Annotated in this window: 15 protein-coding genes; 8 read left to right on the forward strand and 7 right to left on the reverse strand. The window is 49.1% G+C overall.

The window, feature by feature from the left end; all coding sequences use genetic code 11:
* The first annotated feature begins 117 nt into the window (after window positions 1–117).
* The gene (locus D2E25_RS08755) at window positions 118–1,068 is read left to right on the forward strand and encodes an ROK family glucokinase (protein WP_125981909.1); all 951 of its coding nucleotides are present in this window, start codon (window positions 118–120) and stop codon (window positions 1,066–1,068) included.
* 151 nt (window positions 1,069–1,219) lie between these two features.
* Here D2E25_RS08755 and D2E25_RS08760 read toward each other — a convergent pair whose 3' ends face one another.
* From D2E25_RS08760 to D2E25_RS08770, 3 genes are all read right to left on the reverse strand, one after another.
* A complete protein-coding gene (locus D2E25_RS08760; protein ID WP_125981911.1) occupies window positions 1,220–2,698 on the reverse strand; it encodes a tyrosine-protein kinase domain-containing protein in 1,479 nt (492 codons plus the stop codon).
* Between the two features lie 83 nt (window positions 2,699–2,781).
* Window positions 2,782–4,710, reverse strand: a complete 1,929-nt coding sequence (locus tag D2E25_RS08765; RefSeq protein WP_125981913.1) for a DUF4012 domain-containing protein — start codon at window positions 4,708–4,710, stop codon at window positions 2,782–2,784.
* A 65-nt stretch (window positions 4,711–4,775) separates the two neighbouring features.
* Entirely contained in the window at window positions 4,776–6,341 is a 1,566-nt protein-coding gene (locus D2E25_RS08770; RefSeq protein ID WP_125982011.1) for a sugar transferase, read from the reverse strand.
* Window positions 6,342–6,629: 288 nt separating this feature from the next.
* Between D2E25_RS08770 and D2E25_RS08775 the strand changes: the two genes are divergently transcribed.
* The 6 genes from D2E25_RS08775 (at window position 6,630) to D2E25_RS08800 (ending at window position 14,771) form a co-directional block, all read left to right on the forward strand.
* Complete coding sequence (locus tag D2E25_RS08775; RefSeq protein WP_125981915.1) at window positions 6,630–7,055, forward strand: hypothetical protein; 426 nt, start codon at window positions 6,630–6,632, stop codon at window positions 7,053–7,055.
* Window positions 7,045–7,248, forward strand: coding sequence for a helix-turn-helix transcriptional regulator (locus D2E25_RS08780; RefSeq protein ID WP_125981917.1), 204 nt, complete (start codon window positions 7,045–7,047; stop codon window positions 7,246–7,248). Before D2E25_RS08775 ends, D2E25_RS08780 begins: the two co-directional genes overlap by 11 nt.
* 403 nt (window positions 7,249–7,651) lie before the next feature.
* Entirely contained in the window at window positions 7,652–8,158 is a 507-nt protein-coding gene (locus D2E25_RS08785) for a hypothetical protein (RefSeq protein WP_125981919.1), read from the forward strand.
* A gap of 156 nt (window positions 8,159–8,314) precedes the next feature.
* On the forward strand, window positions 8,315–8,875 hold the full coding sequence (locus D2E25_RS08790; RefSeq protein ID WP_125981921.1) for an arsenate reductase/protein-tyrosine-phosphatase family protein: 561 nt from the start codon (window positions 8,315–8,317) through the stop codon (window positions 8,873–8,875).
* 427 nt (window positions 8,876–9,302) lie between these two features.
* A complete protein-coding gene (locus D2E25_RS08795; RefSeq protein WP_125981924.1) occupies window positions 9,303–9,734 on the forward strand; it encodes a hypothetical protein in 432 nt (143 codons plus the stop codon).
* A 468-nt stretch (window positions 9,735–10,202) separates the two neighbouring features.
* On the forward strand, window positions 10,203–14,771 hold the full coding sequence (locus tag D2E25_RS08800) for an Ig-like domain-containing protein (protein ID WP_125981926.1): 4,569 nt from the start codon (window positions 10,203–10,205) through the stop codon (window positions 14,769–14,771).
* A gap of 104 nt (window positions 14,772–14,875) precedes the next feature.
* On the opposite strand, the gene D2E25_RS08805 is transcribed toward D2E25_RS08800, so the two are convergent.
* The 4 genes from D2E25_RS08805 to D2E25_RS08820 are packed head-to-tail and all read right to left on the reverse strand — an operon-like array spanning window position 14,876 to window position 19,166.
* Complete coding sequence (locus tag D2E25_RS08805; RefSeq protein WP_125981928.1) at window positions 14,876–16,015, reverse strand: polysaccharide pyruvyl transferase family protein; 1,140 nt, start codon at window positions 16,013–16,015, stop codon at window positions 14,876–14,878.
* 12 nt (window positions 16,016–16,027) lie between these two features.
* Complete coding sequence (locus D2E25_RS08810) at window positions 16,028–17,053, reverse strand: nitroreductase family protein (RefSeq protein WP_125981930.1); 1,026 nt, start codon at window positions 17,051–17,053, stop codon at window positions 16,028–16,030.
* Window positions 17,054–17,098: 45 nt separating this feature from the next.
* Window positions 17,099–18,127, reverse strand: coding sequence for a glycosyltransferase (locus D2E25_RS08815; RefSeq protein WP_125981933.1), 1,029 nt, complete (start codon window positions 18,125–18,127; stop codon window positions 17,099–17,101).
* Window positions 18,128–18,137: 10 nt separating this feature from the next.
* Complete coding sequence (locus D2E25_RS08820) at window positions 18,138–19,166, reverse strand: glycosyltransferase (protein ID WP_125981935.1); 1,029 nt, start codon at window positions 19,164–19,166, stop codon at window positions 18,138–18,140.
* A gap of 408 nt (window positions 19,167–19,574) precedes the next feature.
* On the opposite strand from D2E25_RS08820, the gene D2E25_RS10920 reads away from it, so the two are divergent.
* Window positions 19,575–20,582 carry an acyltransferase family protein gene (locus tag D2E25_RS10920; protein WP_420897346.1) on the forward strand — a complete coding sequence of 336 codons (1,008 nt, stop codon included), beginning with the start codon at window positions 19,575–19,577 and terminating at the stop codon, window positions 20,580–20,582.
* Window positions 20,583–20,665 lie beyond the last annotated feature (83 nt).

Here is a 20,665-nt window from a genome sequence, read left to right on the forward strand (position 1 = left end):
GCACGACTCGAATCTATACTTACCAAATGGTAGGTTAATAGATATCGGTCTACGAAAGACCGCCACGTCGGTATGACGACGCGGCGAGACACATTGCAATTGCGAGCAAGGAGCAGTATGTCCACTCTGGCTATCGACATCGGAGGAACGAAGATCGCCGCCGCCGTTTGCGACGCCGACGACACTATTATCCAGCGCTGGCGCGTTCCTACGCCGATGAATGCGGACGCTATCAACCAGCACATCGCTGAAATCTACCGCGAAGCCGTGGCCGCTGGTCACACCGACATTGAAGCGATTGGTGTTTCCGCTGCCGGCAATGTGGGCGCGGATCGCAAGACCATGACCTTCTCCGCCAATATTCCCGCTTGGATTAACTACGACTTGTCTGAGCATATTGGCGCGCTTATTGACCACGCAGTGCCGGTTATTGTGGAAAATGACGCAAACTGCGCTGGTTGGGGCGAATACGTGCACGGTGCCGGCCAGGGCAGCAAGAACATGGTGGCGCTGACCGTTGGCACTGGCCTTGGCGGCGCGATTGTGATCAATGGCGAACTGTACCGCGGCTCCTTTGGTATGGCTGCTGAGCTTGGCCACCTGCCGATGGTTCCGGATGGCGACCACTGCGGTTGCGGCCTGCGCGGTTGTGCAGAGCGTTACACGTCGGGTACGTCGCTGGAGAACTTTGCTAAGTCGGCTGTGCGCCGTCGCCCGCAGGATGCGAAGCGCCTGCTGGAATTGTGCCATGGCGACATCACCAAGCTTGAAGGCCCGATGGTTTCTCAGGCGGCTCAGGAAGGCGATGTGCTTGGCTTGTACGCGTTTAACAAGATTGGCGAGTGGCTAGGGCGCACGATGGCTGCGACCGCTGCCGTGCTTGACCCGGATATCTTTGTGATTGGCGGCGGCGTGGTAGCTGTTGGCGATATTCTGCTGGAGCCGGCTCGCTACAACTATTCGCGCTTCCTTGAAGGCAGCGCATACCGTGGCCACGCGAAGATCGTTGCCGCTACCGCCGGCCAGGATGCCGGTTTGATCGGCGCTGCGAACTTGGCACTGCGGTAAAGGACGTTTCCTACAAAAAATCCCGTTTACTGGTCGTTTGGATCAGTAAACGGGATTTTTTAGTATTGCCTTATCGGTGGGGGTTGACGCTCCCCCAGTCAGCCTTACGGCTGACAGCCCCCTCAGCCGAGGGGGCCAAGAAGAGAATGCCTTACTCGGCGTCGGAGCCTTCGCCGTCTTTACGGTGGCGCATTTGACGCTTGCTGTTTTTCTTGTCCTCTTCTTCGCCGTAGTAATAGTAGTAACCAGACTTGTGCATCTTGTCGACTTCAGCAAAGTTGACGGACAGGCCAGCGGTCTTAATGCCCAGCGTCTCAAGTTCCTTTTCAGTTTCCTTGAGCTGCTTCTTCTCTGCCTTGCCGAGGCCTGCCACTACGAGCAGCTGCGGGCCTTCCTTTGCGAACACGGCAGCATCGTTTGCCACCTGCATCGGCGCGGTATCGATAATCACGTAATCGTATGCTGCAGCAACCTGGTCAATGAACGCCTTCATTGTCTGCGAGTTGAGCAAAATACCAGGGTTCATGTTCTGCTTGCCAGCCGGAAGCACGTGGAAGTTAGGCTTCCAGTAGCGCTGGATCGCATCATGCGAGGAAACAGCGCTGGTGATCAAGTGCGTCAGGCCAATCGAACCTTCGATACCGAGCTTCTTGCTCACGGAAGGATTACGCACGTCGGCGTCGATCAGCAGCAGCTTGCTTCCCTGCTCGGCAAAAGCAGCGGCAAGATTCACAGAAGTAGTGGTCTTACCTTCAGACGGGCCAGCAGACGTGACGACGATAACGTTGCCCTTCGGCTTGTCTTTCGGCAGCACGAACGTCAGATTGGTGCGCAGACGGCGCACGTCTTCAGCATCGCGCGAAGCTGGGCGGGTGATGATCACGGGTGCAACATCCTCGTAGACTTCGTTACGGCTGAGCGTGCCCAGTACTGGAGCGTTGATAATCGCGGTAATGTCGCTTTCCTGGCGCACGCGCGTATCCAGCAGATCCTTGATCAAAGCCGCGAAAATACCGAGGATAATACCGCCGACGATACCGATGGCAATGTTCAAGCCGATCTTCGGCGAGCTTGGCGAAACCGGCGCGTATGCCTGCTGCACAACGGTCAGGTTGATTGGTGAGGTGAGCTTGTCGCCTGCATCGTTGTACAAGGTGGACGTAACCTGCTTCTTCAAGCTGTTAGCCACCGAGTTCGCGATGTTGGACGCTGCCTTCGGGTCCGAGTTTTCGACGGAGATATCTACCAGCATGGTGTTGGTCGGGTTCGTAGCGGTTACCGTCGCTGCAAGATCCTTCACCGTTGTGTTCAAGCCAAGATCGTTGATGACCGGCTGTAGCACAGCTTCAGTTTTCACCAGCTGCGGGTAGGTACGAATCTGGCTGCTCAGGTAGTTAGCACCAGAGCTCAAATCGCCACCAGAATTCGTGGTCATATTTGCCGATGCGCGGTAGGTGGCTACCAGTTCGGAAGTCGCCGTGTACTGCGGCGTTTGCAGGAACGTGTACGCCAGCGCTGCGGCGAGCACGATCACTAGAGTCACCACCGCTGTGATGACATGCTTCCGCACTGCGTTCAGGAGGTCGATGATGGTAACGCCATCATCACGAACCTGTTGTGTTTCTTCCACGGACCTACTCCGTTCTCTCTCGGTATCCATATTCTGTATTGTTTCCTAAAACTCACACTATAGATAAAGGTATAGAACCTTTGCTAATCCACTAAGGGGGTCTGCCGCAGCGTCATCTCATGATCTCCGGCTGAAGGACTGACTGACACGTGCACCGTAGTTTCAAAGCTCTCCCCCGGCTGTAGCGTCACGGTTTTCACGCCGACGGTGAGCTCATTGTGCATGGTGATTTGGTCGAAGTCTTGCGTCCAATCCACAATGCGCCCCTCATCGGGAGCGTACAGGTACAGAATTGTTTCAATCTCACCCTTGCGCGGGTTACCCTCATGGTCATAGCCGCGTAATAGATCAGGGGCGGCATTGACTTGTGCCGCGTCTGCCGTGTTGGTGAGTTTGATGTGGATGGTGTACTGCTTAGCTCCGCTGGGGTAGGTTTTGTCGTATGTACTGGTGACTTCGCGCTTGAGGTACCAGTCCATTTTGCCCATAGTGGCATCGTTAAAGTACACGCCGGTCACTGGTTGTGACGGGTTAGAGGTCAGCGCGCCAGAGATCGCCGTGTCTTGCAAGCGTTCCTGCTCATCCTCGTGAGCGCTCCATACGTAGAGGTGACCGTCAGTTACGGATTGCTGGAATACCTCGACAAGCTGGCGGTTTTTGCCTCCCATGTCGGTCAATATGTGACCAAACACTTCGCTGGCTGCCATGGTAAAGAATGCGTCTTGTTCGCGCCCGGTAGCTTTGTCAATGTACGTCTGGTTGAGCAGAATCTGCGCTGCATTATCGGCACTCAGCACGGTACCGTCCGAAAGGGTTACCGGGCCGGTAACGCTCAACAGTCGCTGCAGAAAGACCGGGTCAACGCTCAGTACACCGTCTACATCACCGTGGCCAGCCCGCTGCCAGACCTGCTCGGCGAGTTTGGCAGTGCGCGGAAAATCAGGTGTGAAGTTGATGTCCTGATAGCGAGTAGCCATTTTCGAGGAAAACAGTACACGCTCATCAGCTGTGAGCGTGGTCTTCGATTCCTCATCGCTAAACATCCATTGTTCAGATGGCGCTTCAAACGTGCCGACGCTCAGCTTGCCTTGGTTCACACTCAGCGTGCCCCATGAAGCAGGAATACCGCCAGTGGCACGAAGCTCAGAGTTGTTCTGCGCTAACACCAAATAGTTGCGCGCAGTGTTGTTAGAGTCTTGTGCGAGACCGAGCATTTTCGGCATGACATCCGCCATACGGCTCACGGTGTCAGTCAACGATGCGAGTGTATTAAACGCTTTGGTGCCTTTGTTAAGGGCATTGGTGAGCTGCGGAATATGCGTGCCGCTGATATTACTGAGACTTACGTTCGCGTCAGCGATCACTTCGTTCGCAGCCGTGAGATCCTGCGCGGCCTGAGCCATATTGCCGAGCTGGATGGTGCCATTCTCAACACCGATACTGTTGAGGTCCAGTGCTTCGGCAGATTGTGCCAGCTTTGGCAGTGCGTTAATCGATACGTCTTCGAGAATGCGTACTGCTTCTCGCACTGCTTTCACATCAGAACCGTAATGCGGCGTGAGGGTAGCGAGCGCCCATACGGGCTGCTTGGTTTGCGCGTACGTGGCGTCAATATGCTGAGAGAACTGTTCGATGTCGGCTTTTACTTGATTGGTGTCGCCGCTCTTTACACTGCTTTGGATCTTGCTAGCTATAGCAACCGCGGATTCCATCTCACTTTTCGCCTTCAACGCAGAGACGCCAAGCCAAGCGCATAGCGCGATCAGAATGAGCACGAGCACGCCAAGCGCAATCAGTGCCCTACGAATGCGCTTCTTGCGCTTAATCCGACGTACATGATCGCGGCTCATACGCCTGCGGTGACGGTGATGCTCGTCTTCACGTAAGTGTTCAGCAACCACTGCCGGGTCGATATCAGGCTGCAATACCGGCGCATTATCGTCGCTGCTCTGCTCGCCTGACTGAGTGCGCTGGGGCGGGGTTGGAGGCTCGGGTATGTTCTGTTCAGTCATGATTGATGGTCAATGATCTTTCTGCGATTACATCCATCGGACGGGTTCTCTGTTGCGCGAAGCAATCAGTATGCGCCCTTCGGTAGCAGTACCGTGCCTACCGTGCGGAATATATACACAATATCGCCGGTAATTGACCAATTTTGCACGTATGCCACATCCAAGGACTCGCTCTCCTCATCGGAGAGGTCAGAGCGGCCGGAAACCTGCCACGGACCAGTAATACCAGGCTTTACCAGCAGTCGAGTAGCGAACACTTGGTTGTATTCATCCACTTCAAACTGCCGTTGCGGGCGCGGCCCAACTACAGACATTGTGCCGAGCAGCACATCAAAGAACTGTGGAAGCTCATCAATGGAGGTTTTGCGGATAAAGTGACCAATTTTGGTGACGCGAGGGTCCCGTTTGATTTTCACGCGCAGTCCCAACTCCTGACCGTTAGCAGCTGCAACCTCCGCAAGATGTTTATCAGCGTTCACACTCATGGAGCGGAATTTATGAATATAGAACGGTTTACCGCGCAAACCGATTCGCTGCTGCTTGTAGAACACCGGGCCACCGTCATCGAGTTTGATGAGCAAAGCAGTGATCAGCATGATTGGCGAAGCGAGCACGATAGCGATAAGCGAAACCAGAATATCGAAAATACGCTTTGACAGCTGCGCACCAATGGAATACTGCGGCAGTCGCTGCGAGATAATCGTCATGCCCTGAATCGTTTGGACATGAATCTCGTGGCCTGCGGTATCAGCAGCAGAAGAAATAGCAGCAATTTCCAGCCCGGATGATTCCATGCGCACCGAGAAAATATTGTAATTGTCGGAATTGCGGCGCAACTCGTCAGAGACCATAACAATCTGCGCATTCATCGCAATAATGCGACCAGCAAGATTATCGTCATCGTAGTTCAGTACCGGCAAATGTCCGTTCCAATTGTCGCGGATTTGCTTGCGTACCTCATCGAGATTCGAGTCCGATTCCACCAAGCCAGTAGATGGATTAACGCGAATTGGGCATACTGCTACTGGTCGGTAGCTTAGCTGCTGCCGCTGAGCCAAAAACATCAGCGTGCGGCCAATGCCATGCGGTGAACCAACAATCACCGTTCCATATGCGTACGCGCCTTTGCGGCGGCTACGTGTAATGAACGAGCGCATCACCGTGCGCTCAATCATCGTAAAAGCCCAACCAACAATCACTGTCAGCGATAGCGAAGTGAGTGTGAAATTGAAGTTAAAGAAGTAGTTAAATGCGCACTGCACCACCCAGCACACGACCATGCCTTTAGTAACCAGCACATAGATCTGATAACGATCACCCATTACATGCCGGCGATACAAGCCGACCATGCGCAGTGACCAAATCCAGAAGCATGCTGAAATCAAGAAATATACCGTGGTGTTCAACGCAAAATCAAAGCGGAACGAGTAGAGCACCTGCCCCTCATGCCGCAAGCTAACAATCACTGCACCGGCAATAAGGTACATTGCCATGTCAATAAGCATGAACGCGAGATTGACGAAGAATCGCCAGTACAGCACATGGGAAACCTGCCGCAACCGAATGTCGTTGAGCTCAGTGTGCGCGGTCTTATTATTCTGTTTTTCCCCGTTATTTACGCGCGAAGGCATTCCATTATCAGCAGACAACACTTCAGACTCTCTTCCCTGCCGCTTCTCTCATGTCTTACGGGTCCGAGCGGCTACCCCCCCCCGAATTTTTTCTCCGTGGAGAAAGAGAACGCCATACCCTGACAGAATTGGAAGACTACGGTGTAGGGGGGACATCTAACATGGTCTGTCCACCTACTGAAAACGCTGACATACCGCGCAAAATAGCGTCTGAAGTCAATTCGTTGCACAATGGATTGAGACACAGTGAGCCGATACGTAATCTACGTAGCAAAGCGGAGGGAACTCATGACATTTAATAGGTACATGGCCATTCGCGCCGTCATTGAACTGGTGGGCGCATGCTCGTGCCTACTCATGGCTGTTATTGGGCATGATCTTGTTGGCGCAATTATTGCCGCCGCTGTAGCAGTGGTATGGTCCATTGGCGAAATCTGGACGGTCACTACGTTACGTAAAGCTAACCCGCGGCGCGATGAGCTCTCTGATCTTCACCAAGGAGCAGCCATGCAGTCTGCACTGTTGACGCTCGTAGCTGTGCTGGTAGTGATTGGATTCATCTACACCGTGCTCAACCTGATGAACCCGCTGGTTATTCGTGTTATTCCCCCAATGCTGCTGCCTGCACTCGCTATGGCTGCACTCGCATTGTCTGACGTTATGTATTTATGGCTTGAGCATGATGGTGCTGCCGGAGGCGACGATGAAGACTAGCATCAAACTGCGCCGTATTGCACGAGGTATGAAGCAATCCGATCTCGCCAATCTGGTAAACGTGCGGCGTGAAACTATCGGACGATTGGAACAGGGCCAGTACTGCCCGTCACTGCGATTGGCAATGGACTTGGCGAAGGTCTTTGACACTACCGTGGAAGACCTGTTTAGTTTTGACGATGAAGAGCAGTGATAACGAGCAAAGAGCACTGCTGCCGCACTGATTGACGCTGGCATGTTCAAGAGACGACTGCTGAGATGACACGCCGACGACGGTCCATTTTCAGTGTGTCGAGAAAGTTAATTCTTGAATTTTTTGAAAAATACGTGTCTTCACCACCTCAAAACCCAATAATTCCAACGGTTTTAGCCTCACAAATTTCAAAACTACACAAATAATCCATGTTTGAACGTTGTCACATGATGTGATCACATTGCCACACAATGTGATCACGTTGTCACTTCCCGCTCGTTGCAAGGTTTCACGCCAGTTTTCGAAAGACGACGGGGGGTGTACAGTGTGGGAGTGCAAGCGGAGGAAGACCTCTTGGGGAAGCTTCCGTGAAGAAAATAATTGCGTATCGAGGTAAATGATTATGAAGAAGAAGATCGTTGCTCTCCTGGCTGCTATCGCTGCTGTGTTCGGTTTCGGCCTGACTGCTGGCACCGCTTTCGCTGACGACTACGGCCCGTCCGTGTCCTACAGCGCTACCACCGCTACCGTGGCTTTCCCGGCTGGCACCTTCCAGCCGAACGAAGCTGTCACCGTGTACTACGATGACGCTGTCGTTTCCAGCGTGAAGGCTATCGCTGAGGTGTCCACCACTGTGAACGCTAAGGCTGACGGCTCCCTGACCCTGGTGTACACCTTCGTTGCTGGCCAGGCTGGCAAGACCATCGCCGTCAAGGCTGTGGGCGCTCAGTCCGGTGAGAAGGACGCCTCCATCAAGGTTCCTGCTACCGGCACTCCGGCTGATGACAACAGCGGCAACACCCTGTCCAAGACCGGTGCTGCTGTGACGCCGTACGCTGTGGCTGTCGTGCTGCTCGGCGCTGCTGGCGCTGCTCTGCTCGCTGTGCGCAAGAGCACCGTTCGCCGCTGAAACTAGTTTGTTCAGTCTCTGACTGACAACAAATAGCGTAACCGGGGATCCTACGGATTCCCGGTTTTTTCATACCAATTATGATTACTAGATAGCTTTGCCTGCTGCGATAGCAAGGCAAGCATTGGTCTTTACCGTTTGGAAAGAGGGATTATCATGCACATCCTATTTGTGTGCACCGGCAATCAATGTCGTTCTGTAATGGCCGAATACTACACGCGCAATAGCCTCGCCAAACGCGGACTTTCTGATCCAACCACAGGCATTATCGTCAGCAGCGCCGGCACCCTGCACTACCCTCCACACCCTGCAGATCCGATCGCAGTAGATTTACTGGCTCAAGATGGCATTGACGCTAGCAGCCATATGTCTACATCATTGACCTCTGCTATTAGCGGCTCAGCTGATCTGATTTTATGTTTCGAACGCGAGCAGATTTCCGATCTACTAGAACAAAACCCACTCGCTGGGCGTAAGGTTTTGCTGTTCAACGATTTTGTAAACGTATGCCAGCATTTGCGCGCCGATGGGCCGATCGCCGGCAATACAGTGAGTGACCGACTATTTGAAGCCAAAGACTGCGTTTCTATGATTCGCCCATTCCTACCAAAAGCCAGCGAAACCGAAGACCCCCACCGCAAGTCACGCGACGTTTTCGAACGCGTATATGGCGAAATCAAGCAAGGCGTTGACAATATCCTCAACGCCGTAGCGTAGCTGCGCTGCGCGGAATCGCGCGTTGCGCGATGCTGTGTTTTTTGGCGGCGCTTTGCGCCGCGACGCTCCCTCACCCGGCTTCGCCGGGAGCTCCCTCCACCGAGGGAGCCGAGGCTACCGCACCCTATACATGGGCAAACAATCGCATAATTGAAGTGACTCATCACGCTGGCGGAGCCGTGGCCCCCTCAGCTGAGGGGGCTGGCGCGCGTAGCGCGACTGGGGGAGCGTCAAGCGGCCAAAGGCCGCCAAAAAAACAGCATCGCGCGTAGCGCGATTCCGCAATACCCACCCAATAAATCCAACAAAATAAAACCCTTAATCCCCCACAAATAATCCTCCCCTACTCCGCCTATCACCCCCTTAAATACCACCTCAAAATATGTATAATTATTTTGGAATATTTAGCGTTATTTAAGGAGTAATTATGGCTGCTTTATTGCAGGGTTTTGAGGAAGTTCAGCTGGTCAAACCGCTAGGCAAAACAGTAATGACTGTTACTGATGCCGCTATTCGTTTTAATAAGGCAACTGCTGAGGCTCTTGATTTTCCGGCGTACGTCAAGGTGCTAATCAATGAGAAGACAAAGCAAATTGCAGTAACTCCTACTGACGATAAGGCTGATAACGCGGTTAAGTTCTGCAAGCCGAATGGTAAGCAGTCTGCAGTAAGCATTAAAGACACTGCCATTGTCACTGCTGTTAAGGAATATTTCACGCTACCCGAAGCCTCCGAAGGTGAAACTGCGTACCAATCGGTTAATGGCACTGCATACCAGGACAGCAAAACGGTAATCTTCGACGCCGCCAATGCTACTTCTGGCACTATGAAGCGCCGCGGCCGTAAAAAGACCGCCTGATTTTTTTCATTCAATTACTGCTCTTATTCAGCCGGTGATCTGCCTTTTGACTTGGCAGGTCACCGGTTTTTCATTGCTTGCATGCGCCAGTATTCATCACCGTCATTTCTCACGCATGCACTACTGCATAGCGCGGCACGTCCACTGTGCGGTCAGCAACGCACGCGACTTTGACAACGATTGCAAAAATGGGTTACCATAGTATCCAAGAGTAAGCAAAGAAGCTAAAGGGAGTTCGCCTCTCCGAAGCACCGGAATGAACCGGAGCATCAACCCACCGGAACACTAAGGCCTTGCCCTCTATATAACCCAAAAGTGCAAACGTTGTCGGAATACCAGCCGAATTAGCCAAAAGTTGAGGCGAAATCGGCAATATTTGCCGATTTTCGTTGATCGATGAACATGGGAACGTGTGCATCAACCATCGAAGGTTCGCACGTTCGAAAGAACACAAAGCAAAGGAGCAGCATGTATACCGAGTACCCCTCGGATCAGGAAGGCAGCGCGCGTTCGCATGAACCACGCCATGCTAACCGTAGATCCCCATTTGCAAAGGTTGTCAAAAAATCAGTAGCGTGGGTTGCTGCAGCTGCCACACTGTTTGGTGGATTGTCCGCTGCTGCCGTTTCATCCACGGCCTTCGCTGATTCAGGCGTTACCGACAGCTATGCCAACACGCGTGGCAATGCCACGTTCGAGGCCGCCCGCGAGAAGTACGGCCTGACCGAATCCATGGATTCCGGCGCCATCTTGCACGCTTGGATGTGGTCGTTCAACACCATCAAAGAAAACATGGCCGCTATCGCAGAAGCTGGCTACACTTCCGTGCAAACCGAACCGATGAGCCACATCAAGGTCAACACTGCGAACGGTAAGAAGTTCACGGAAAACTGGTATTACGTCTACCAGCCTACAAACACCAAGATCGGCAACTTCGTGGTCGGCACTGAAGACGATCTCAAAGCGCTTACCACTGAAGCCCACAAATACGGCGTTCGTATCATCGTCGACGTGGTCGCCAACCACTTCACCTCTGATTGGAACGCAATCGACTCTGATTGGCAAGATAAGAGCCTGTTCCACTCGCGCTCTAACTGCGGTGGCGCTAACGGCGATCAGATCGATTACTCCAACCGCTGGCAGGTAACCCAGTGCCACCTACTCGGCTTGTGGGATATCAACACGCAGAACCAGACTGCTGCAAACAAGATGCAAGCGTTCTTGAAGCAGGCTGTTGCTGACGGCGTGGACGGCTTCCGCTTCGATGCCGCTAAGCACGTCGAGCTTCCAGACGAGCTGGGCACGCATTCGGTCTACTGGGATACGATTCTGCAGAATGGCGCACAATACCAGTACGGTGAGGTGCTGCAGGGCGATTCCGGCCTGAACTACAAGGCGTACGCGGACCTGTTCACTAAGTATTCGAAGGATGGCGGCGGTAACACCGCATCCGCTTATGGTCAGACGGTCCGCTCGGCAATTCGTAACGGCAATCTGAGCGCTGGCACGCTGAGCAATATCAGCAATGGTGGCGCGAAGAACGATCAGCTGGTCACGTGGGTTGAGTCGCACGATAACTACGCGAACGGCGACAAGGAATCCACGTACCTCAACGATTACCAGCTGAAGATGGGCTGGGCGCTGGTGGCTTCTCGTCAGGCTGGCGCACCGCTGTACTTCAACCGCCCGGTCGGCTCTGGTGGCTCGAACCCGCAGTTTGCGGAGAAGAGCCAGCTGGGTGACGCTGGTGACGACATGTGGAAGGACAAGTCCGTTGTGGCGGTCAACCACTTCCGCAACGCGATGGACGGCGAGGCCGAGTACCTGCGTAACTGCAACGGCCAGAACTCCTGCCTGATGGTCGAGCGTTATGTGGCTGACGGCAACAACGCCAACGATGGTGTGGTTATCGCCAACATGGGCGGCGATCAGAGCCTTGTCGGTTCTGCTACCACGCTGGATGACGGCACGTATAAGGATCAGGTTAACGGCGGCTCCATCACGGTTTCCGGTGGCAAGATCACTGCTGGTACTGCTAAGGGCAACGCTGTGAGCGTCTACTACGATGCTTCCGGCTCCACCACCAAGGTTGCTTCCGTTTCTGCTACTGCTTCCAAGTCGTTCAGCACTGACACCACTACGGTTACGCTGTACGCCAAGAACGTGAAGAACGCTAAGTACACCACTTCTGAGGGCGAGTCCGGCTCGTTCAAGGATGGTGACACCATCGAGATTGGCTCTTCCATCAAGGTTGGTGGCAAGGTCACCGTGACTGTCACCGCTACGAACGCGGAGACCGGCGAAGCGCTGAAGAACACGTACACGTACACGAAGACTGAGGTTGAGGCGCAGAATCTCGCCAGCCAATACCAGACGAAGACGAATGCCACCAAGAAGACCATTACGGTTGACGGCAAGACGAACGACTGGGATAGCTCGATGATTATCGCGCAGGGTGCCGCAAACGACGACCCGCGCGTCTACCGCCCGAACTCGATGTACGAGGTTCCGATCGATCTGTACACGCTGTACGGCACCTATGATGACGACAACCTGTACCTGATGTGGGAAATGACCAACGTTCAGGATGTGGTTGCCCCCAACGACAACTACCCGCTGACGCAGGGCACGCTGTTCAATAACATGAACGTCCCGTTCTTCTTCGCATTCGATACTGGCGATAGCTCCACGCGCATCGGCAAGAGCGCGCAGCTCAACACTGGCGGCACGCTGTGGGATAGCGGTATCACCTGGCAGAACAAGCTCAACAAGGTGCTCGCCATCTCCACGAACGGTGCTAACGGCCCGTGGATCTACGGCGGCGACAGCAACGGCCTGAACGCGAACGCACAGTACGGCCCGGCAGCTAACGCGAAGACCGATACTGAGAAGTCCGGCATCGTGTTCAAGTACGGTCAGGGCATTCTGAGCTCTGCGGTCAACGGTATTGACGGCGCGTACGGCACCAACAACGGCCGCGTGCCCGGCGATATGAAGGCTGGCAGCAACGCGAAGTGGGTCAACTTCAACGAGAAGGGCCACAACTCCTCCACGATGGACTTCCACTACGAGATGTCTATCCCGCTGAGCGAGCTGGGTACCGACGCGGCGAAGATCGCCAAGAGTGGCCTCGGCGTGCAGCTGGTGGCTACGATGGGCAAGTCCGGTATGGATGCTCTGCCGTACGATCTCGCAGTGAACGACAACGCTGACTTGGATGATTCTGCTGGCTCTCAGGAGAACAACAGCTTCGAGAAGTCCGATCAGGATAACTTCACGGTGAACTTCGCTCGCATTGGCGGCTCGGATGATTCCGGCTCCGGTGAGGACGACACGGTGAAGGTGACTTCTGTGGCGATCTCCGGCGATGATGTGAAGTCTGGCAAGCTGACGGCTGATCTGGCTGCTGGCGACACGACCTCGCAGCTGACTGCAACGGTGAAGCCTGACAACGCAACCAATAAGAAGGTGACGTGGAAGTCTTCCAACACTGCTGTTGCCACCGTAGATAAGAATGGTCTCGTAACCTTCGTGAAGAAGGGTACTGCGACGATTACCGCAACTGCTGGCGGCAAGAGCGCGACTGTTGATGTGACCGTGACCGGTGAGAAGCCGGTGGCGAACAACACGACCGTGTTCTACCCGAGCACCGTGTACGGCGCAAACTCCACCTACCTGCACTATCGTGTGGCTGACGGCAAGTGGACCACTGCTCCGGGCGTGAAGATGACCGAAGCGTGCGACGGCTGGGTTTCCTACACGATTAAGGACGTGAAGGAACAGCAGGTTGAGTTCGTGTTCACCAATGGTTCCGGCCAGTGGGATAACAACAGCAACGCCAACTACAAGGCTTCTGGAGCGACGATCGTGGTGCAGAACGGCCAGGTCGGTTCCGTGAGCCCGTGCGTAGTAAAGGTTGACTCCATCGCAATCTCCGGCGACGGTGTGAAGAACGGTGCTCTGTCGCTCAAGGCTGGCGAGTCCGCAACCCTGAAGGCTACGGTCTCCCCCGCTGAGGCTCAGGATTCTGCTCGCATCTCGTGGTCTTCTTCTGATTCTTCCATTGCTTCTGTGATGGGTACTGGTGTGGTGAGTGCGAAGAAGGCTGGTACGGTGACGATTACTGCTGAGTCTGGTGACGTGAAAGCCTCGATCAAGCTCACGGTTGAAGCAAATATTGAGACCGTTCCAGTAATAATCCATGCGACAGCCTCTCTGGCGAATGGTGAGACCCTGTACGCGGTTGGTGACTGGGGACAGAAGAACGCTTGGTCTCGCTCCAGCGGCGTCAAACTGACCGGCTCCTCTACCACGTTTACTGGTGTTGCGAACGCAGCCGTTGGCAAACCAATGACCTTCCGTTTGATCAAGGTTAACGCGAATGGCAAGGTTACTTGGGACCCGACAACCGATCGCAAGGTCGCTAAGGTATCGTCCGCAACCACACTCAACGTGGCCTGGGATACCAAGACTGTCACCTCTACCGTAACCGTGAAGATCAAGGCTCACGCCTCTCTGGCGAATGGTGAGACCCTGTACGCGGTTGGTGACTGGGGACAGAAGAACGCTTGGTCTCGCTCCAGCGGCGTCAAACTGACCAATACTACGGGCTCGGTATATGCTGGCTCGTTCGACGTGACCGCCGGCCAGGCCGTGGCTTTCCGTTTGATCAAGATCGACGCCAACGGTAAGTCCACTTGGGATCCTGTCTCTGATCGTAAGGTCACTGTCAACGAACCAATGACCCTAGGCGTATCTTGGACGTCCTCGAATGTGACAACCGACGGTACCACTCCTGAAGATGTGTTCACGATCTCTGGTGCTGGCGTGTCTAACGGTAAGCTCACGCTCGCCAAGGGCAAGCTCGTTCAGCTCAACCTCGAGAACGCACCTACCGGTAAGGTGACCTGGTCGTCTGATGGTGCAGCCGTGGCCGTAACCGGCACCGGCAACGTGTACGGCGTACAAGCCGGCACCAACACCATCACCGCCACCGTGGGAGGCAAGACCGCTACCATCACCATCACCGTCAAATAACCACTAACCCACAACCAACCAAATTGGGCTGTTCCCAGAACACACGTTCCAGGAACAGCCCAATTTGTCAAACAACACATTCCAGTAAAAAGAGATGCATTGAACTAATCACTAATACTCGAACGCAAATAGTTCAATGATTCTGTAACGTATTGATCAAGAGCAACATTAACCTCGTCATATTGAATCTTTTTGCTCAGATCAATATCTTGAATGTTTTTCTCATTAAGAATTCGATCTGTAAGATTAAGTTTTGAAAGAATCTGCCCTTTTCTGGTTCCGATCTCATACTCGTAAGAGTTTTCGGTAAACATCCAAAAATCTTTATTGAAATTAATAGAGAACAGAGTTCCATGGTAGGAGTCTGTAATCACCATCTCAGCATTATCAACCAAAGACAAAAACTCCGCAGGACCAGAAGCTAACACATTAACCAAATGTTTATTAGGAGGAACAAAACCCGCAAGTGGAGTCAAAATATAAACAGGCAACCCAGTTCTAACCGAAAGTTGGCTCAACCTCGAAAAAATTGGGAACGACCTTTTTGGACGAATCAAAGAATAAAATAAAATATATTTTTTCTTATTAGTAAGAGTATGTGAGAACTTTCTCCACTCTTTGGGTCTAATTAGCAGTGTTGGATCACAAACTGTTGTAATCTTTTTATCTGTTACATTGGATAAACGCTTATTAGCGTTCTCTTCCCTCACAGAAATATGCTTGAAATTCTTCAACTTGGGGGCTATAAGCTCTAGCTCAGCATCAGTCATAGTCGCTGGAGAAGACGCATATGTGATTTTGGGAGAATTAGTCCATGTCAGCAGATAGGGATCCATTGCACTCCATTCGGCTTTTTCAAGCTCGTTAGAGTGCTTATTGATGATTTGATCACTTCCGCTAATAACTAAATCAAAGGAATCACGCAGAAGAGATAAATCCGAAGGATTCTCAAACCTATCGGATGTCAAATTGAGGTTTTTTTGAATAAAAGATTCAAATAAAGTATTTCGCTTAAGCCTTTTATTAGCGACAGGCAGCATTGTCAAATCAGCGAGCAAAGTGCTTAACCCATCGTGTGTTCTATATAAGGTTTTGTAGAAGACATCACCTAAATGCGGTCGATAATCTATGACCTTTACGTCATACCCGAAATTTGAAACAGCAAGCTGAGTAGCTAGAGCCTGTAAAACAGAGCCATAATTGTACGCTGAGTGATAAGTAATAAGTCCGATGTTATTGACCATTGTTTTCCTTCTCTAGTGTATGATTCGCGTAATGCTTTTGCCAGCAAATCTAAAGGACTTGGGAGCAGGCACAGAATCGGCAAAGTTTCCGATAGCAACAAAAGCGATAAGAACTTCACTATCTGGAATATTCAGGAGAGAACGCATTTGCTTTTCCTGTTTAATCTGGAACATAGCATTTAAAGGGCAAGTGGCCAAAGACTCGTATTCCAATGAAAGCAGGAATGACATGGTGAACAATCCGCCATCAATATAAGGCTCATTGCGTTCCTCTGCACCAACAAAAGTTGAAATATCTGATGTAATCAAAGCAAGAACTGGAGGCTTTTTATAGCCTCTCCATCCCCCTTGGAGATCAAGCGCCTGGGCAATAATCTTTGTATTATTAATTAGCGTGACTCTAAAAGACTGCCTATTACAAACCGATGGAGTTTTCATAGAAAGATTTATCGCTCGATGTATTTTGTCAAAATCAACTGGCGAGTCATCAAATTCTCTTACACTTGTGCGCCCATTAAAAATCTCTGAAAAGTTTTTTTGACAGTTTTCTTTCTTTTCCGATGCTAAAACATTATTAACACCAGATATTGGTTCCTTCTTACTATTACTAAGGTGAACAGAATCAACAATTCGATAATAGAAATCTGGTAGAGGCTCATTGATAGCTTCATGCTTCATTCGATAAGCTAGAAAAACATCACTTGCTGCAATATATGCTTCATTGTCAAGCGAGTACCCACGTTGATGCCACTCAACCATTACCTTAGCAAGATCTGAAAAAGCCCTTTTCCCGAATCTGGGTCTGAAATCTGTATGCGATAAACCCTTCTCAATTCGATGAGTAAAATAGACCAGCTTACCCACTAATTGAGGTTCTCCTGTGTTCCAAGGACTTGAACAGTACTTGAAAAATCTCTTTCGTTGATCTTTATAAAATAAAGATAACTTGTAATCAAACTTGTTTTTTTGAAGATAAACCCAAGCACACTTAGGCATAATGTTTTTCAGTACAAGTTTAATCTTTGTTACAATCGGCATGGTTAATCTTCCCTTTTCTCGCGACAATTCAACATTATCTTCATATTAAATCAGCGCTAAAGCATGTTCCAAAGATTTATTTGTGTAATATCCAACGGCCAAACGTTCCTGAATTGTTTTTACATTATTTTGCATTGAACGATACTCATTTTCATCAACAGAGCGAATCTTACTGATTGCATCATCAATGCTATTCACTGCAAATCCAATTCCATTTTTAACTACAAAATCCGCCTCAGCAGCTTCTTTCCAAATAAGAATAGGCAGACCTGAGATAATATATAGAGACAACTTGTGAGGATTATTTACCCTCAGATACTCTCCATATGTCCCTTCACACTTTTCAATACTTGGGCCGTCCCAGACTAATCCATACTTCCCCTTAATCGTATGTGGAAGGAGATCGGGAGGAACAGATCCCTCGTACCATTTAGCCTCATTAGATGAGGGAACAAAATTAGGACCGTAAATTTTAAAATCCGCATTAGGAAAATGACTGAAGAGCTGATATACATAACCAGCTTTTTCGGGATCCATGTTTCCCGCAATAACAATACCTTGTTCTTTATTGATTGATTTGGATGGAATATCTTCTATTAAATAATCAAAAATCTCAAGATCAACGATAGGACAATCTACTCCGGATTCCTTCAGATATGATGACATCACGGAATTATGAGAAATAATAGCATCAGCCATCATTAACCAATTCTGATCTACACCTTTGAAGTCATATCCTCTTAAACTCTGAAGATCATGAATGAGATAAATTAGTTTTGCACCTTTACCCTTAATAGCTTTAATTAGAGGCAAAGCAACCAAAGATACTTTGGGATACATCAACATAGGATATTGTAACAATATAACATCGCCTTTTTTTATCCGACGATATATATTGAACCATCCAAAAAATGTCTTCGGTATACATATAATTTTATCAAATAGGCCTTTATCTTCACCCTTGGGAAGGGCAAGATGATTCCATGTCTTTAAAATTTTTGTAATATCAGACCTGGCTTTTAAACCCGCGTGGTTCTTATGAACTGATTCTTCTGAAACTTCGTAATAAACCATTTCATATTCCTTAATGAATTTGATTACTTCTAATATATGAGATCAAAGCACTGACCCTATAGACTCTATATTTCAAAGCATATAGAGCAATTCTTTTGGGTAAAGAAAAGTTATTTATATATTTATTTTTTAAAGCCTCGCAAAAAATTGGTAAAGAAACAATCCTCTTATAACTATCTTTTCGTTTAGCTTTATCCCATCCTGATTTCTGGTTAAAGATATAGTGCTGTTGAACTAGCAACAGATGAAAAAGAACATATTCCTGATAAGCAGAGCGATATGCATTATCAGTTCTTTCCCCCATCGTTATCATTGATTTCTCAATCTCTGAAACATACGTTTGTCTAAAGGTCGAAACAGCCGATCGAGTGTTTCTCACATACGTATATACTGATTGATCTATATAGCCGATTCTCTCCGCTTTCAAAGCAACATCAAAAACAAAAAGGGTATCTTCTCCTAGTGAAATACCTTCCTCAAAGCTTATATTATTTTCAATAATCGTTTTCTTATAAAAAATTTTGCCCCAGACTGGGCTGACACCCTTATCTGGCATAAGAATGTCTCTTCTGTACTCTGCTAAAGAATTACCGTAATAAATATTAGACCGAGAAGAGTAACAAACAAACTCGCTACCTTGCTGCATTCGCTTCTCATACTTGCCTTGAACAATTTCGCAATGATTTTCAACCGCATATTCGAACAAATATTTTACCGATTGATCGGGAAGTATATCATCAGCATCAACAAATAAAATCCAATCGCCTCTAGACTCTTGAATACCCTTATTTCTTGCAGAGGAAACACCAGAATGCACAATTACATACTGTTTGTAACTAACAGAGGAATGACTGTCAATGATTTTCTGAAGATTGCTATCGATTTCCCCGTCGCACACGATGATGCATTCAACACCGTTCATATCTTTCATTTGCTGATCGATGCTAGAAAGACACGCATCAAAAAGATCAGGGACAGGATGATAGACCGGTACAACTACTGAAACGTTGATTCTTCCATCTGTCTTCATTAAATCCATTCTAGTATTTTACGTTTAGGGGTGGCTAATTCTTCTTAACCTGTGACCAATGCAGTTTGCACATTAGGAATTGCTGCACCAAATGATCTTTACTCCGCTTTCATCACTTTTGCGTAAGAATTATTCTCCTCATACCCTTAAGATGACAATGAAATATGAATATACGTTTAGTCGTATGCCTACGTTATAGAATTTCTATTGTTAAATAACAGTTTTTTAGTTTGATACGTAGATAACGATGAAAACGATAGTATCGTTCCTGGTATCCTAGGTTATCGAGAGGCAATCTCTATTGATATGGAAGAAGTAAATCTATAATGAAAAACTTTGTTTATTCGGCAATAAACAAATCATCATGCCATGCCCGGCTTAAAGTAAGCACCCCCCCCGAGGCATAGAATTGAATGGATTGATTTAGGAAAAGCACTAGGAATAATACTGGTCAGTTTTGGCCATTTAAGGAATGGTGACGGATCAAGTGTATGGCTTCCTGCTCTTGATTCCACGATCAATGCCATTTATCTGTTTCACATGCCCTTATTCTTCCTACTCGGGGGTTTAACCTTTAGTACTAGAGGCGGATTTAAGGCATTTCTTATTCGCAAAATCCGCACATTGCTTATTCCCTACTATATTTTCTCTCTATACTTCTTAGCAAAACCTTTCGCGATATTATTTATTCCCAATCTACGAGAATCATTCCAAACCGAACACAACTATAACATTGGGCATCAATTCTATGATGTCCTCATCATGGGAAACGGCCTATGGTTCCTTATGGCCTTTTTTGTTGCCGAACTCATCATGTACGGTCTAACGAAAATCATACGAACTCCCCTAACACGAATTCTTAGCGGCCTACTTCTGATTATCGGAACATATACATTAAAAATATTTCTGCCGATAGCCCAAATGCCTTTCCAAATTTTAAAGGGAATACAAATCGCCGGATTCATGCTCATAGGACTTTCAATACGAAATAGACTGCTTCATATAAAAAGACGAACGGCTACATTATTAGCAATACCTAATATTTTAATGATTATAATAATAGAAAATCTATTTTCATTTCGAAAAAATGATATTATATCAAATAATGTTGTCTATATGTTTCTTTTAATCATCGCAGCATTATGCGGAGCACTAGGATTTACATGTCTATCGATTGTCATACAACATTGCTCTTATCTAGAGTACATAGGACAAAATAGTCTAGTTTATTATTCGCTTAATGCTATCACACTTAATATTGTAAAAATTATGCTATTCCATATACTAGGTATAAACGTGACTGCATCTCTCTACATTATTCAATTATTAATAGGAATAATGGCAACCTTATTGGCATTAGCAATGCTTACAATAGAGAATTATTTTATAAATAGATACTTCAGATGGAGTATTGGGAAAAAATAATCCTACAATACAAGACAAAATAATGCGGTGTTGTTTTTCTTAAAACAACACCGCCAGCAAATGATGAAATCTACACCATGCAA

It is taken from the genome of Bifidobacterium goeldii (assembly GCF_003951095.1).
Classification (GTDB): Bacteria; Actinomycetota; Actinomycetes; order Actinomycetales; family Bifidobacteriaceae; genus Bifidobacterium; species Bifidobacterium goeldii.

What these genes read in the sequence shown, in the direction of transcription:
- D2E25_RS08805 (WP_125981928.1), bottom strand. Translation starts at nt 16,015, where the DNA reads ATGGTCAATAACATCGGACTTATTACTTATCACTCAGCGTACAATTAT.
- D2E25_RS08780 (WP_125981917.1), top strand. Translation starts at nt 7,045, where the DNA reads ATGAAGACTAGCATCAAACTGCGCCGTATTGCACGAGGTATGAAGCAA.
- D2E25_RS08820 (WP_125981935.1), bottom strand. Translation starts at nt 19,166, where the DNA reads ATGGATTTAATGAAGACAGATGGAAGAATCAACGTTTCAGTAGTTGTA.
- D2E25_RS08795 (WP_125981924.1), top strand. Translation starts at nt 9,303, where the DNA reads ATGGCTGCTTTATTGCAGGGTTTTGAGGAAGTTCAGCTGGTCAAACCG.
- D2E25_RS08790 (WP_125981921.1), top strand. Translation starts at nt 8,315, where the DNA reads ATGCACATCCTATTTGTGTGCACCGGCAATCAATGTCGTTCTGTAATG.
- D2E25_RS08770 (WP_125982011.1), bottom strand. Translation starts at nt 6,341, where the DNA reads ATGCCTTCGCGCGTAAATAACGGGGAAAAACAGAATAATAAGACCGCG.
- D2E25_RS08755 (WP_125981909.1), top strand. Translation starts at nt 118, where the DNA reads ATGTCCACTCTGGCTATCGACATCGGAGGAACGAAGATCGCCGCCGCC.
- D2E25_RS08810 (WP_125981930.1), bottom strand. Translation starts at nt 17,053, where the DNA reads ATGCCGATTGTAACAAAGATTAAACTTGTACTGAAAAACATTATGCCT.
- D2E25_RS08815 (WP_125981933.1), bottom strand. Translation starts at nt 18,127, where the DNA reads ATGGTTTATTACGAAGTTTCAGAAGAATCAGTTCATAAGAACCACGCG.
- D2E25_RS08800 (WP_125981926.1), top strand. Translation starts at nt 10,203, where the DNA reads ATGTATACCGAGTACCCCTCGGATCAGGAAGGCAGCGCGCGTTCGCAT.
- D2E25_RS08785 (WP_125981919.1), top strand. Translation starts at nt 7,652, where the DNA reads ATGAAGAAGAAGATCGTTGCTCTCCTGGCTGCTATCGCTGCTGTGTTC.
- D2E25_RS08765 (WP_125981913.1), bottom strand. Translation starts at nt 4,710, where the DNA reads ATGACTGAACAGAACATACCCGAGCCTCCAACCCCGCCCCAGCGCACT.
- D2E25_RS08775 (WP_125981915.1), top strand. Translation starts at nt 6,630, where the DNA reads ATGACATTTAATAGGTACATGGCCATTCGCGCCGTCATTGAACTGGTG.